Origin of the sequence: Acinetobacter sp. WU_MDCI_Abxe161 (genome assembly GCF_025514355.1) — a bacterium.
GTDB classification, from domain to species: Bacteria; Pseudomonadota; Gammaproteobacteria; order Pseudomonadales; family Moraxellaceae; genus Acinetobacter; species Acinetobacter pittii_E.
The window spans coordinates 95,049-109,217 of the sequence record NZ_JAHPTU010000004.1 but is presented as its reverse complement, the minus strand read 5'-3'; the positions used below and the strand labels follow the sequence as shown (position 1 = coordinate 109,217).

At 39.1% G+C, this 14,169-nt stretch carries 12 protein-coding genes; 9 read left to right on the top strand and 3 right to left on the bottom strand.

Translation table 11 applies throughout. The features are described 5' to 3' along the window. Positions 1 to 48 precede the first annotated feature (48 nt). The 3 genes from prmB to KTI78_RS05845 all read left to right on the top strand — a co-directional run bounded on the left by prmB (position 49) and on the right by KTI78_RS05845 (position 3,227). Positions 49 to 1,056, top strand: coding sequence for a 50S ribosomal protein L3 N(5)-glutamine methyltransferase (gene prmB / locus KTI78_RS05855; protein WP_262445514.1), 1,008 nt, complete (start codon positions 49 to 51; stop codon positions 1,054 to 1,056). Positions 1,057 to 1,068: 12 nt separating this feature from the next. After that, positions 1,069 to 2,160: a chorismate synthase gene (gene aroC / locus KTI78_RS05850; RefSeq protein ID WP_262445513.1), complete on the top strand. Its 1,092-nt coding sequence runs from the start codon at positions 1,069 to 1,071 to the stop codon at positions 2,158 to 2,160. Between the two features lie 332 nt (positions 2,161 to 2,492). After that, on the top strand, positions 2,493 to 3,227 hold the full coding sequence (locus tag KTI78_RS05845; protein ID WP_262445512.1) for a hypothetical protein: 735 nt from the start codon (positions 2,493 to 2,495) through the stop codon (positions 3,225 to 3,227). Between the two features lie 177 nt (positions 3,228 to 3,404). On the opposite strand, the gene KTI78_RS05840 is transcribed toward KTI78_RS05845, so the two are convergent. Further along, entirely contained in the window at positions 3,405 to 4,634 is a 1,230-nt protein-coding gene (locus tag KTI78_RS05840; RefSeq protein ID WP_262445511.1) for a GGDEF domain-containing protein, read from the bottom strand. Positions 4,635 to 4,954: 320 nt separating this feature from the next. Between KTI78_RS05840 and KTI78_RS05835 the strand changes: the two genes are divergently transcribed. Continuing rightward, on the top strand, positions 4,955 to 5,707 hold the full coding sequence (locus KTI78_RS05835; protein WP_016141106.1) for a TenA family transcriptional regulator: 753 nt from the start codon (positions 4,955 to 4,957) through the stop codon (positions 5,705 to 5,707). Positions 5,708 to 5,755: 48 nt separating this feature from the next. On the opposite strand, the gene KTI78_RS05830 is transcribed toward KTI78_RS05835, so the two are convergent. Together KTI78_RS05830 and lipA are read right to left on the bottom strand one after the other, a co-directional pair. Further along, positions 5,756 to 6,895: a transcriptional regulator gene (locus tag KTI78_RS05830; RefSeq protein ID WP_262445510.1), complete on the bottom strand. Its 1,140-nt coding sequence runs from the start codon at positions 6,893 to 6,895 to the stop codon at positions 5,756 to 5,758. A 156-nt stretch (positions 6,896 to 7,051) separates the two neighbouring features. Continuing rightward, complete coding sequence (gene lipA, locus KTI78_RS05825; protein WP_016141104.1) at positions 7,052 to 8,038, bottom strand: lipoyl synthase; 987 nt, start codon at positions 8,036 to 8,038, stop codon at positions 7,052 to 7,054. A gap of 360 nt (positions 8,039 to 8,398) precedes the next feature. On the opposite strand from lipA, the gene KTI78_RS05820 reads away from it, so the two are divergent. From KTI78_RS05820 to KTI78_RS05800, 5 genes are read left to right on the top strand one after another with little or no spacing between them, the layout of a single operon-like run. Then, positions 8,399 to 9,361: a thiamine pyrophosphate-dependent dehydrogenase E1 component subunit alpha gene (locus tag KTI78_RS05820; RefSeq protein ID WP_031948248.1), complete on the top strand. Its 963-nt coding sequence runs from the start codon at positions 8,399 to 8,401 to the stop codon at positions 9,359 to 9,361. A gap of 13 nt (positions 9,362 to 9,374) precedes the next feature. Beyond that, positions 9,375 to 10,394 (top strand): alpha-ketoacid dehydrogenase subunit beta, encoded by a 1,020-nt coding sequence (locus tag KTI78_RS05815; RefSeq protein ID WP_001133051.1) that lies wholly within the window; start codon positions 9,375 to 9,377, stop codon positions 10,392 to 10,394. Position 10,395: 1 nt separating this feature from the next. Beyond that, entirely contained in the window at positions 10,396 to 11,934 is a 1,539-nt protein-coding gene (locus tag KTI78_RS05810) for a 2-oxo acid dehydrogenase subunit E2 (protein WP_262445509.1), read from the top strand. Between the two features lie 10 nt (positions 11,935 to 11,944). Then, a complete protein-coding gene (lpdA, locus tag KTI78_RS05805) occupies positions 11,945 to 13,348 on the top strand; it encodes a dihydrolipoyl dehydrogenase (protein ID WP_262445508.1) in 1,404 nt (467 codons plus the stop codon). 26 nt (positions 13,349 to 13,374) lie between these two features. Beyond that, positions 13,375 to 14,160, top strand: coding sequence for an acetoin reductase (locus KTI78_RS05800; protein WP_262445507.1), 786 nt, complete (start codon positions 13,375 to 13,377; stop codon positions 14,158 to 14,160). Positions 14,161 to 14,169 lie beyond the last annotated feature (9 nt).

Sequence of the window (14,169 nt, the reverse complement as noted above, 5' to 3'; positions counted from 1 at the left end):
ACTCAGTAGAATAGTCACTTTGCAAAATTTGCCTTTGGAGACGCCTAAGTGGAGCGACCGACGATTAGCCCTGAACATTTACAGGAAGCTGCTGAAAATTTATCAACAATTCGAGATTTTATTCGTTTTGGGGTATCAGCATTACGTCAACATGATGCACATTTAGGACAAGGTACTGAAGATTATTTTGCAGAAAGTTCTGCACTAGTTTTACAAACCTTATCTCTTGAATGGTCAGCAGACGCAGAAATTCTAGATGCCAAGTTATTACCAAGTGAAAAAGCAGAATTTTTAAGTTTGTTAGAACGTCGTATTAATGATCGTATTCCAACTTCTTATTTATTAAATTTAGCTTACTTCTTTAATAAGCCATTTTATGTAGATGAGCGTGTACTTATTCCGCGTTCACCAATTGCAGAGTTAATTGAGCAACGTTTTGCACCTTATTGCTTAGATGAAAATGGTCAAATGCGCGAAGCTCTCAATAACCTACCAGAAAATGCAAAGCCTAAGACACCACAACGTATTTTAGATATGTGTACAGGTTCGGGCTGTATTGCTGTAGCTTTAGCTTTAGCTTACCCAGATGCTGAAGTGGATGCAACAGACATTTCTAAAGAAGCCTTAGAAGTAGCTTCGATTAATGTTGAACACCACAATAAACAATATCAAGTTGCGTTACTTGAATCTGATTTATTTGCCAAGATTCCAGCTGAAAATCAGTATGATTTGATTGTAAGTAATCCTCCGTATGTTGATGCCGAAGATATGGCTGACTTACCAGAAGAGTTTTTACATGAACCTGAACTTGCTTTGGCAGCAGGCCAAGATGGTTTAGACCTCGTGCGTAAAATGCTTGCTCAAGCAGCAGATTATTTAACTGAAGATGGTCTTATTGTTATTGAAGTAGGTAACTCTGAATGGGCTATGCGTCAGAATTTCAATACTATTGATTTCAACTGGCTTACTTTCCAAAAAGGTGGTTCTGGCATTTTTGCTTTAACCGCAGAACAATGTCGTCGTTATAGAAAACTATTTGAACAGCAACAAGCATAAGGAGTTGTACATATGGCAGGGAACAGTATTGGACAACTCTTTCGTGTAACGACATGTGGTGAGTCTCATGGCGTTGGCCTCATGGCAATTGTTGATGGTGTGCCACCAGGCCTTGAGCTAACTGAAGAAGACTTGCAAAAAGATCTCGACCGCCGTAAGCCAGGTACATCGAAATTTGCAACTCAGCGCAAAGAACCTGATCAAGTTGAAATTATTTCTGGTGTGTTTGAGGGCAAAACCACCGGTACACCAATCGGTTTACTCATTCGAAATACTGACCAGAAATCTAAAGATTACGGCAATATCGCGCAAACCTTTAGACCGGGTCATGCGGACTACACCTATACACAAAAGTACGGTTTCCGTGACTATCGTGGCGGTGGCCGTTCAAGTGCTCGTGAAACTGCTATGCGTGTTGCAGCGGGTGCTATTGCTAAAAAATATTTAGCAGAAAAGTTCGGCGTTTCGATTCGCGGCCATGTCACCCAAATTGGTAATGAAGTGGCTGAAAAACTGGATTGGAATGAAGTTCCGAATAATCCATTTTTCTGTGGTGATGTCGATGCTGTTCCCCGTTTTGAAGCATTGGTGACATCTTTACGTGAACAAGGTACCAGCTGTGGTGCCAAGCTAGAAATTTTAGCTGAAAAAGTTCCTGTAGGCTGGGGTGAACCTGTTTTTGATCGTCTTGATGCTGATATTGCTCATGCCATGATGAGTATTAATGCGGTTAAAGGGGTAGAAATTGGTGACGGTTTCGCAGTTGCCGGTCAATTTGGTCATGAAACACGTGATGAGTTGACGAGTAATGGCTTCTTGGCGAACCATGCAGGTGGTATTTTGGGTGGTATCTCAAGTGGTCAAACCATTCGAGTTGCTATTGCATTAAAGCCTACTGCAAGTATTACAACGTCAGGGAAAACGATTAATTTAAATCGTGAAGATACTGACGTATTGACTAAAGGTCGTCATGACCCATGTGTAGGTGTACGAGCGACTCCAATTGCAGAAGCAATGTTGGCTATTGTTCTCATGGATCACTTCTTGCGCCATCGTGCCCAAAATGCAGATGTCATTCCACCATTTGCGCCAATTGAACCATAGTTATAATTTTTGACTATATTAAATAAAACCCCATATTTAACCTAAATATGGGGTTTTTAATTTTTATTAGATTAGAATTTATTAAATTTTAAATTATTTCTTGTCTTATAATTCCTATACAAATATAATGCCGTGCGAATTTTTTTGAATATATTTAACTTTTAATATTGGGAATTAAAGTTTCATTGATTTACTGAGAGGACTAAATATCTATATTTATTTCTAGAAGCTAATTTTACTAAACTGCTTCTATATAAGCTTAATTACATATTTAAATTTTATTACTTTAAACAAATTATTTTGAAGTCATCATTGAAATTGGGGAAATATCAATGAATCAATACACATATAGAATTGGCTGTATGTCAAAGGATAAGCTATTGCCAAAAAACTTACAGGCAATGATAAAAGTTATTCATGACTTATCTTTATCTTCTCAGCTATGTGAAAACTGGATATATAGTGATGATAACCCAGATATATATATTATTGATTTAGATAGTGGCTATACCAATATCCTTATTCCTAAAAAAATTAAAATCGTATTAAGTAATAATCCTGAGCTTTTAAAAGGTTACCAATATGGGCTGAAGAGACCAATACGGTATCAGGAACTTTTGAATATATTGAAAGAAGTGGAAAATAACGAATATTTTCAAAAGACTCATCAAGAGCGTATAGCAAGTAATAAAAATATAGCTTCTAAAGAATTTGAGGAAACAAAAATTTTATATAAACTTGTTTGTTATCCAAACTTTAAAAACATTCATGCGGAGCAGATTGTTAATGTAACTAGAGTTTGTGCTTTATTGTCTATAGAATCAAAAACAGCACAAGAAATTAAGAAGTTTTTGAACTTATCTGTAGATGAAATACAAAAAATTATAGAAATTATTAGAAAAGAAGCCTATCCAAACGATGAAACAATACATGAGAATATTGTTTCAATATTACCATTTTCAAATAAGACTATTCCCAATACACCCCAAAGAATACAACAAAATCTTCTATTTTACTTTTTTAATAAAATATGGAGAAAGTTGAGGAGTGGATTTCTAATAAATTAAAGTATTTCTAAAGTAGAGTAATTAAATTCGATAATTTTTTATAAATTATCTTTAGCTTTTGCCACGGATGGAAAAGCTAATATTGATTACTTATCATTTTGAATCGAATCAAGGAGTGCAAAACAGTAAATTATATATTTATTAATCAAAAAATATTCTCAATATTATTTTGACTCTTTAAGTTAAATCTACAATTTGTTCTTCATTTACAGCGATCTTATATTGATTACGTCCATTTGTTTTTGCTTTATATAATGCATGGTCAGCTCGTGCAACAAAAGCAGAAATTGAGTCGTTTAGTCGTGGAATTGTGGTTGCGACTCCAGCGCTAATAGTGACATAGGGTGAAACATCACTACAAGGATGCTTAATCGCAATCTTACTAATTGCATTCATCAAACGCTCGACCTGTATTAAAGCTTGCTGGGCATTTGTCATTGGGAATAAGAGTAAGAACTCTTCGCCACCATAACGAGCAACTAAGTCACCACTACGAGCAGCAATAGAAGAAATTGCAACTGCAATTTCTTTTAAACATTCATCACCTTTTATATGTCCTAGTGTGTCATTGTAAGATTTAAAATAATCAATATCGACCATCATGATGGTAAGGGGTGTTTCATGTCGTAATGCACGTCGCCATTCATTATCAAGAGTCTCATCTAAATAGCGGCGATTGGCTAAACCTGTAAGTGCATCTTGCTGCGAAAGTAAAGAAAGTTGCTGTGCTTGTTGCATAAGCTCAATACGGTTCAGCTCGATCATGCAGTTTTGTAAATAGTTTTCACGGTGTTGACGGTCAGTTGCATAAGCAAGAGTCATTCCTAGAAAACTACTGAAGGTATAAGTGCGGTTCAGAAAAGTCCAGTCGATTACACCATTTAAGTAGTTACTTACTAAAATTCCAGCTAGTCCTCCTATCCATCCAGCAAATATGGCGGTATAGAAACGCATACCAACAGCACCATAAATAATGACGATTGCATACATCATCGCTGCATGAAAAAGAACATTTTCTTGTCCATTTTCTATAACGTTAATTAAAATAAAAGTAATTGCTACCGCTAAAGCTGAGCCAATTCCTACATAATAATCAAAATACTGATTTAATTTTTTAATAAACGATAAAATCCAAGCAATAAAAATAATTACCCCGACCCAAGAATAATAATTAAACCAGGGTAAAACTTGCTCAGTTGGTAATACTTGATATATACCAAAGCTTAAAAATATATATAATATTAAAATAATAGGCGCTCTATAGCGGAACTCATAGGCAGCACCATTTTGGTATTGAAAACGATAAATCGTTTCAAGCTGCTTTGGAAACCATACGAAATTTAAACCTCGCGTGGTTAATAAATCTATTTGTTCCTGTCCCAATATATTGGAACCCTGCAACTTCATAATTAATGCTCTCTATATTGGAAGTTGTCATAAAATGAGACTTATTTTAAGTAAAGTTCCATCTAAAAATATTGATTATATAATGTGTGGTTTATAGAAAATAATAATACAGTTTTTTTAAAAAAGTAATGATTTTTATCTATGTTAAATGTGATAAAAATCACGACATTTCAATGATTAGCGGAACAATTATCTAAAGATCCACAATCCATCGAAAAAAGTTACAAATGGTCGATTAACGATTGTATCTTTATCATTTTCGGATAGACTTATAGCGTGAAATACAGATGATTGCTGTCATATAAATAGGAAAATTAGCAATGACTGCTCTAAATCAATATGGAATGAATTTAGAAATTACACCGCATAATGAATGGTCACAACGGTTCTGGGACGACCTGTTACCAGCGAAAGAACGGGTGAGTAAACATCCGTTTTTTACGGAAATGGCCAATGGGGGATTGAGCCTAGATAGTTTCCGTTATGCTTTACTTAATTTCTATCCATTAGTTGCCCATTTCCCGTCGTATATGGCTGGAGCATTAGGCAAAGCAACAGGTTTTTCTGAGCCTGGAGTTACAGAAGCAAGAGATTGGTTAATCCAAAATATCAAGGTAGAAGAGCGACACTTAAAATGGTATCGCGATTGGGCTGGAGGTTTTGGCTTAACTGTCGATGAGCTTGATCATGTACGCCCACCGGCTGCAATGAATGCGGTAAACCATTTTCTATGGAATATGAGTTATCGTGGAAATTTGGCAGAATGTCTTGCTGCAACAAATTTGGCGATTGAATGGGCAACTGGAGATTGGTCAATTCAGGTGTATAAAGGTATTCATACCTATACTAATCATCCTGAAGTCACGATTGATAAACGTTCTTTAGCTTGGCTGCGCGCTCATGCCCATTATGATGATCTTCATCCATATGAAGCTATGGAGTTGATTAAGCGCTTATGTAATGACCGTCCTGACTGGCAGCAAAAAGCATTTCATGCTGCCGAAGAAGGGCTGCGGTATTATGAATTAGCCCTAGACGATTGCTATAAGGTACAGCTTCAGGCTTCTGCTTGATCTCACTTAAAAAAGGGAGAATATCGTATGGATATTCTCCCTTTTATTTTATTCAAGCAATTTTAAAAGCTTAGTTCGATAAGGTGTTTCTTCGGGTAATAATTCAAGCAAACGTTCAACGGCATCTACACGGTCCGGAACACGGCTGACTACTCGTAATAGTTGGTCAATATCTTCAATTTGATAAATCACATGACTCAAGCGAGCATCAAAGCAATCTCTCCATGCACATAAAAATGGACTTTCTGATTTAGATAAAAAACTTCCTCTATAGAGTGTAAGGGTGGTCGATGTGAAACCAAGATTTAATGCTTGTTCTGCCATTAAAAAATCACATTGTATTTCACAGTTAAGTCGATAAGGCCGTGACTCAATGACATCTGGAATTAAATTTCTAAGTTGAGAAAGTTCTGCTTTTAACGTGGTGGTACTTACAGGCCGGTCACCGTATAACGCATAGTGAAGTTCTTCAAGATTAATCCCTTCGGGACAGAGGGTTAGAATACATAGAATTTCAATCTGGCGTTGAGTCAATGTAAGGCTGTGTTGGTTATATTGAACTTTGGGCGTTCCAAAGGCCTTAATATACAAAATATTTTTTTGATGTAGCTGAATTGCTTGCTTCACAATATCTGCACATCTTTCAACGGCTAAAAGACCAAGAGAATTATGCTTATGAGATTTAGTCGATAAATTCATAATCCCATAAAATTGACCAGTATGTGTGTCGGTAATCGGTGCGGCATAACACACCCAATCCCTGACACTATTCATCTGATTTTCATGTGAGTAAACGCAGTTCGGTGAGTGAGTATTCAATGCTAATCCAATTGCATTATGTCCTACAGCCTGAGTAGACCACTGACCACCTTCAACAAAGTGTACTTGCTCGGCTGATGAGCGCATTGGATGGCTACTCCATGTCCAAAGTAGAGTACCATGAGGATCAGTCACACCAATTGCCATATCGGCATCTTCGGCAATATGCATTAAATTGCGATGACACTCATGAATCGAACGACCAAATAATGAATGTTCCCATTCTTCATTAAGATCAAAAATAGGGGCTGCATCAAGGTCAAGAGATGGTTTTTTTCCTAATTTTTGAGAATGGGATGAAGATTCCGGCCGAAATAAGGACGGAGTAGTGTCTATAAAAGGCGATGATAATTGTTCTGACATATCCATATCGAAATTCCTTTATCATTGAAATGGCGTATCCGTAGCCGCTCAACTGTTATAACTTTTTTATTGTGACTATTTCCTAGTTATCTCCTTACCTTAAATAATTTTATAGGTCTTGACCATTAGCCTATTGGATAAGTTTTGTTAATTGCCTATTCCTTACGATAAGACATCTTGTCGGCTGAAAGGTTTTGGTGCTGCTTCTCCAAAATATTGTCGATCGGCAAAATAGCTAGAACGGACCATCGGTGCACTCCAGATATTTTTAAAACCTAATCGTTTACCATGTCGAGTATATCGTTCAAATTCTTGTAAATTTACAAACCGATGAATAGGTGCATGTGATTTTGAAGGCTGAAGATATTGACCAATCGTGACAAGATCTACTTGATAATCTTTTAAGTCATTAAGTAGAGCAAGTACTTCTGCCTCAATTTCTCCTAACCCAACCATTAGACCAGATTTGGTTTTGATATCGGGACAATATGCTTTAAAGCGTTTTAGCAGCTCTAGTGAATGTTGATAGTCTGACCCAGGGCGCATCGCTTTATATAAACGAGGCACTGTCTCAATATTATGATTAAACACATCTGGTGGAGATAAACTCAAAGTTGAAAGCGCTGTTTCTAAACGTCCACGAAAATCTGGTACTAAAATCTCAATTAATGTCTCTGGACAACGCTTTCTGATCTCTTCAATACATTTTACAAAATGTGCAGCTCCACCGTCATGTAGATCGTCGCGGTCAACAGAGGTAATCACGACATACTTTAAGTTTAGGTTTGCGACTGTTTCTGCCAAGTGTTTAGGTTCATCTTCGTCTAAAGCTTTTGGGCGACCATGAGCGACATCACAAAAAGGGCAGCGTCTAGTACAGATGTCTCCCATAATCATAAATGTAGCTGTACCTCCACCAAAACATTCGGGTAAGTTTGGACAGGCTGCTTCTTCGCAAACGCTATGCAACTTTTGTTGGCGCAGCAAATTTTTTATCCGTTTGATTTCTTCAAAATCGGTTATTTTTGCTCTAATCCAATCCGGTTTAGTGGGTAACTCTTCTGTAGGTAAAATTTTAATAGGAATGCGAGCGACTTTATCTGCTCCTCTTAATTTAATACCAGTTTCTGCTTGTCTTTTAAAATCCATATTAATAATTCCATTTTGTTTGAAAATTATTTAAACTCCTGTTTTTTAATTTAACAACTTATTTAAATCATATTAATAAGTCGCAATTAATTAAATACACAGGGTGTGGCGAGTATTATAAAATAAGAAAGGTTGGTTAAAGGTTTGTTTTTTAAGTCAATGAAAATTATAAAAATTTTTTTAAATTATTTTTATGGGTTAAGTTTTTGAAATTAAAAAATTAATTAAGTTTATTTTAAATAAAAAATTTTTAGTCTAATAGATTAATTCTTGATTTTAGATTTAAGTATTTATAGCGAATTAGATTTTCGCTTGAAACTTGGTTGAACTTTTAAAATCAAGATAATAAAGGAAAAGGATATGCAATTAACGGAAGAGCAATTACTCGCAGCATATAAACGCATGCGTGATATTCGTGAATTTGAGGATCGACTTCACGAAGAAAATACCAATGGTGATATTCCAGGTTTTATTCACCTATACAGTGGAGAAGAAGCTGTTGCCGTTGGTATTTGTGAAAACCTAACCGACAAAGACTATATCACTTCAACCCATCGTGGACATGGGCACTGTATTGCAAAAGGTTGTGACATTCACGCCATGATGCTGGAAATTTTCGGTAAAGATGACGGACTGTGCCGTGGAAAAGGCGGTTCTATGCATATTGCCGATTTAGATAAAGGTATGCTCGGTGCCAACGGAATTGTGGGCGGCGGGCCTCCATTAGCAATTGGTGCAGCGTTGACAGCAAAAACCTTAAAAACTGGTGGCGTTGGACTGTCTTTTACAGGTGATGGCGGTTCAAACCAAGGCCTGACCTTTGAAGCAATGAACATGGCTGTAGTTCTTAAACTTCCAGTAATTTTTGTTTTCGAAAATAACGGTTTTGGTGAAGGAACGGGCCATGATTACGCGGTAGGAAGTAAGGATATTGCTGGTCGTGCAGCTGGTTTTGGTTTACCAGCAGTTAAAGTTGATGGTACCGATTTCTTTGCAGTTTATGAAGCGGCCCAAACTGCTATTGAACGTGCACGCCGTGGTGAAGGCCCAAGTGTGATTGAAACCATTACGAACCGCTTTTATGGCCACTTTGAAGGTGACCCGGGCTTGATTCGCTCTAAAGAAGAAGTCGAATTCATCAAAGAAAATAAAGATCCTTTGAAAATTTTCCGAGAAAAGGTCAAAGGCAAAATTGATGAAGCCAAACTAGACGAGATTGATGCAGCATCTAAAGCAAATGTTGATGATGCCGTTGCTAAAGCTCGTGCTGCGGCATACCCACAACCAGAACAACTCCTTACTGACGTCTATGTCTCTTACTAAAGGAATAGTAAAGATGCCAAATAAAAGTTTTCGTAATGCGATTAAAGAAGCCATTGAATCAGAAATGCGCCGTGACCCAACTGTTTTTGTGGTTGGCGAAGATGTGCGTGGCGGCCATGGTGGCAAAAATACCGAAGAGAACGAGCTTGAAGGCTTCGGTGGGGTACTTGGTGTAACCAAAGGTTTATGGACGGAATTTGGTTCAGAACGTGTGATTGATACTCCAATTACCGAATCAGCGATTATTGGTATGGCCGCGGGTGCTGCGGCTACAGGTTTACGTCCTGTTGCTGACTTAATGTTTATGGATTTCTATGGCGTGTGTCATGACATGCTCTATAACCAAGCCGCTAAGTTCCGTTATATGTTCGGCGGAAAAGCAAAAGCGCCAATGGTTGTACGTGGCATGATTGGTGCAGGTTTTTCTGCGGCAGCTCAGCATTCTCAGTCTCCATATAACGTATTTGCTGCGGTTCCAGGCTTAAAAGTTGTAGTTCCATCTAGCCCATATGATGTGAAAGGGCTATTAATTCAGGCTATTCGTGATGACGACCCTGTGGTGTTCTGTGAGCATAAAATGCTTTATGACATTAAAGGTGAAGTTCCAGATGATGCCTATACTATTCCTTTTGGTGTAGCAAATTACACCCGTGAAGGGACAGATGTGACCATTATTGCTTTAGGGTTAATGGTTCACCGTGCCAATGAAGTAGCGGATAAATTGGCAAAAGATGGCATTTCAGTTGAAGTGGTAGACCCACGTACAATTTCACCTCTGGATGAAGAAGGAATTTTAGAGTCTGTTGCATCGACTGGACGTGTGGTTATTGTGGATGAATCAGCGGCACGCTGTGGCTTTGGGCATGATGTTGCTGCACTGATCGCACAAAAAGGTTTCCACTATTTAAAAGCACCTGTTGAACTCGTAACGCCACCACATACGCCTGTTCCATTCTCTCCGGTTTTAGAAAAAGAATGGATTCCAAGTGTAGAGCGTATTGAGCAAGCTGTGCGAAAAACATTGGAGGCTTAGGATGAGCGAAATTAAAACGCTGGAGATCCCGAAATGGGGTTTATCCATGGAAGAAGGCACGATTGCCCAATGGTTGATTAAAGAAGGTGATAGCTTTAATAAAGGTGATGAAATTTGTGAAATTGAAACCACAAAAATCGTCAATGTATTAGAAGCGCCTTTTGCAGGAACGCTCCGTAAAATTTTAGCAAAAGATGGTGAGACTTTACCGGTCGGTGGGCTTATTGCGGTATGTGCTGAAAGTGAAGTTTCTGATGCAGAAATTGAAACGTTTATTGCATCACTAGGTGGTTCAGCAGCTAAAGCCCCTGAAGCATCTTCGGAACAGAGTAAAGCGGAAACATCTGCACCTGTTGCTGAAAAAGCAGAACAACCACAGTCTGTAGCTGCAAGTGCTCCAGTTCCAGTAAAGGCTGCTAAAGGTGACTACGCTGTACCCGAGTCATTACAAGGTTATCAAACATCTGATGAGTTGTTTACAACACCGCATGCGTTAAAACTTGCTGAAAAGCATAATGTGAATTTAGCGAAAGTCACAGGTTCTGGCCGTGAAGGACGTATTAGTGTTCAAGACATCCAGAAAGCTGTGCAGGCTGCTGGAGGTCAGTGGCCTGACGTTAAACAGCAAACTCAAGCTAAAGTAGTTAAATCTACTGCCGACGATAGCCGAGTTTCAGCGACGCCTGTAGCACGTCGTTTAGCAAAACAATGGGGCATTAATTTAAATGACTGCCGTGTTTCAGGTACTCGTGGCCGGGTTTGTAAAGAAGATGTTGAAGCAGTTTATTATCGTAACAACCCAACGTCGGTAAATGAAAAATCTGCTCAATGTGCTGTTGCTCAGCCACAGTCGACAGTTACAACTGTGGCGATGAATGGTATGCGTAAAGCGATTGCTTCACGGTTACAGGCTGCTAAACGTAATGCACCGCATTTCCGCCTAGTAGTCGATCTAAACGTAGAAGCTATGCAAAAACTACGTAAGCAAATTAATGAAACTGTGCCACAGGTGAAGCTCTCTATTAATGACATGTTAATTAAGGCAGCTGCAGCAGCACTCATTAAAGTACCTGAGGTGAATGTTCAATTTGATGAGGCGACTCAATCAATTTTACAGTTCTCTCAAGCAGATATTTCAGTAGCTGTGGCAATTCCAAACGGTTTAATTACACCCATTGTGAAAGCGGCGAATCAAAAATCGTTGGCACAGATTTCCGATGACATGCGTGATTTGGCAACGCGTGCCAAGACTGGCAAGTTACAACCTGATGAGTTTCAAGGCGGCAGCTTTAGCATTTCAAATTTAGGAATGTTAGGCATTAAACAGTTCGATGCCATTATTAACCCACCGCAAGGTGCAATTATGGCATTAGGTGCTTCTGAATCTCGCGCTGTTGTTGAAAATGGCAATGTAGTGGTTCGTGAGATTGTCACAGCGACATTGTCATGCGATCACCGAGTCATTGATGGTGCAGTTGGGGCGAAATTCTTGGCCAGCTTTAAGCAGTTTGTTGAAAACCCTGCTTTAATTTTGGTGTAGGAGAACCCGCATGTCAGAAGCTCAATTTGATTTAATTGTGATTGGCGCGGGACCGGGTGGGTATGTGGCTGCAATTCGTGCAGCCCAGCTCGGGTTAAAAACCGCAATTGTAGAAGAACAACATTTAGGCGGAATTTGCCTAAACTGGGGCTGTATTCCAACTAAAGCTTTGCTTGCAGGGGCAGAGCTTGCAACTCAGTTTAAACAGGCTGGACAGTTTGGTTTTCAAGTTTCTCAACTCGATTTTGATATTCAAAAGCTTGTGCAGCATAGCCGCCAAGTATCAGCTCAGTTAGTACAAGGCATTGATTACTTGCTTAAAAAGAATCAGGTGACTGTGTTTAATGGTCGTGCTCAGCTTACGGCGAAAGAAAAAATTGAAGTGACCGATGCTCAAGGTAAAAGTCAGGCTTTGAGTGCACCACATATCATTTTGGCAACTGGAGCTAAAGCTCGACATGTTCCCCAGCTTCCTGTCGATGGAACGTACGTGTGGAGCTATAAAGAGGCTCTTGTTCCAGATCAGTTGCCGAAAAGTTTACTGGTTGTAGGTTCAGGTGCAATTGGTAGTGAGTTTGCTAGCCTTTATCAAGACTTGGGTTGTCAGGTCACGCTTATTGATTTAGCCAAGCAGATTTTACCAACTGAAGATGCGGAAGTTGCCCAATTTGTCAGAAAACAATTTGAACAAAAAGGTATGAAAGTCTTAACCGATGCTGTTGTTCAAAGCATTCAAATTGAAAATGGTCAAGTTCACTGTGTAGTTGAAACGGCAAATGATGTTCAAACGCTTGTTTTTGACCGTGTACTTTCAGCAATTGGTGTACAGCCCAATACTACGGGGCTAGGGCTAGAACGTTTAGGTGTGGAACTCAATCCACAAGGTTTTGTGGCAATTGATGACTATTGTAAAACTAATGTAGCAGGGCTATATGCCATTGGGGATGTTGCTGGAGCACCGTGTCTTGCCCACAAAGCAAGCCATGAAGCCATGATATGTGTCGAGAAAATTGCTGGTGTAGCAAACGTCCATTCGCTCGATCGTAGCCAGATCCCAGGTTGTATTTTTACTCATCCACAAGTGGCGAGTATTGGTTTAACTGAAAATGCAGCAAAAGCTAAGAATTTACCTATACGAACCGGCAAGTTTTCTTTAACTGCGAATGGCAAAGCTTTGGCAATTGGAGATGCGTTAGGTTTCGTTAAAACGGTGATACATGCAGAGACGGGCGAACTACTTGGTGCACATATGGTAGGCCATGAAGTGACCGAGCACATTCAAGGCTTTGCAATTGCTAAATATCTAGAAGCAACTGATGAAAGTTTAGCTCAAGTGATTTTCCCGCATCCAACATTATCAGAAGCCATGCATGAGTCCATTCTGGCTTCAATGCAACGAGCGATTCATATGTAGAAATTCTGCATTTACAGGAGTTGAACATGGTTAAGGGATTAAAAAATAAAGTTGCTTTAGTCACAGGGGCAGCTCAAGGCATTGGCCGTGGGATTGCCCTGCGCTTGGCGCAAGAAGGGGTACATATTGCATTAGTCGATATGAAACAAGATCGATTGAATGATGTGCAGCAGGAAATTCAGGCTTTAGGTGTAAATGCGAGCACATTTATTGCTGATGTCAGTGACCGCGAGCAAGTGTACGCTGCTATAAATCATGCTGAGCAGGCCCTTGGTGGATTTGATGTCATGATTAATAATGCTGGAATTGCACAAGTTCAAGCGATTGCAGATATCACACCTGATGAATTTCAAAAAATTGTTGATATCAATATTGGTGGCGTACTGTGGGGCATACAGACTGCAGCTGCAAAATTTAAGCAACGCCAACATAAAGGTAAAATCATTAATGCCTGCTCAATTGCGGGCCACGACGGGTTTGCTTTACTCGGTATTTATTCGGCAACCAAATTTGCAGTACGAGCACTTACCCAAGCTGCTGCAAAAGAATATGCCAGTCACGGTATTACGGTAAATGGATATTGCCCCGGAATTGTCGGAACGGACATGTGGGTTGAAATCGATAAACGTTTTGCTGAAATTACCGGTGCCGCTATAGGTGAAACTTATAAAAAATATGTGGAAGGTATTGCTTTAGGTAGAGCCCAAACACCAGATGATGTAGCCGCTTTAGTTGCTTTTCTGGCAAGTAAAGATTCGGACTATATTACGGGTCAATCCATTTTAACGGACGGTGGCATTGTCTATCGCTAAAACAACATC

Coding starts and splice junctions, on each gene's coding strand:
- KTI78_RS05840 (WP_262445511.1), bottom strand. CDS start 4,634: ATGAAGTTGCAGGGTTCCAATATATTGGGACAGGAACAAATAGATTTA.
- aroC (WP_262445513.1), top strand. CDS start 1,069: ATGGCAGGGAACAGTATTGGACAACTCTTTCGTGTAACGACATGTGGT.
- KTI78_RS05835 (WP_016141106.1), top strand. CDS start 4,955: ATGACTGCTCTAAATCAATATGGAATGAATTTAGAAATTACACCGCAT.
- KTI78_RS05800 (WP_262445507.1), top strand. CDS start 13,375: ATGGTTAAGGGATTAAAAAATAAAGTTGCTTTAGTCACAGGGGCAGCT.
- lpdA (WP_262445508.1), top strand. CDS start 11,945: ATGTCAGAAGCTCAATTTGATTTAATTGTGATTGGCGCGGGACCGGGT.
- KTI78_RS05810 (WP_262445509.1), top strand. CDS start 10,396: ATGAGCGAAATTAAAACGCTGGAGATCCCGAAATGGGGTTTATCCATG.
- KTI78_RS05830 (WP_262445510.1), bottom strand. CDS start 6,895: ATGGATATGTCAGAACAATTATCATCGCCTTTTATAGACACTACTCCG.
- KTI78_RS05845 (WP_262445512.1), top strand. CDS start 2,493: ATGAATCAATACACATATAGAATTGGCTGTATGTCAAAGGATAAGCTA.
- KTI78_RS05820 (WP_031948248.1), top strand. CDS start 8,399: ATGCAATTAACGGAAGAGCAATTACTCGCAGCATATAAACGCATGCGT.
- lipA (WP_016141104.1), bottom strand. CDS start 8,038: ATGGATTTTAAAAGACAAGCAGAAACTGGTATTAAATTAAGAGGAGCA.
- KTI78_RS05815 (WP_001133051.1), top strand. CDS start 9,375: ATGCCAAATAAAAGTTTTCGTAATGCGATTAAAGAAGCCATTGAATCA.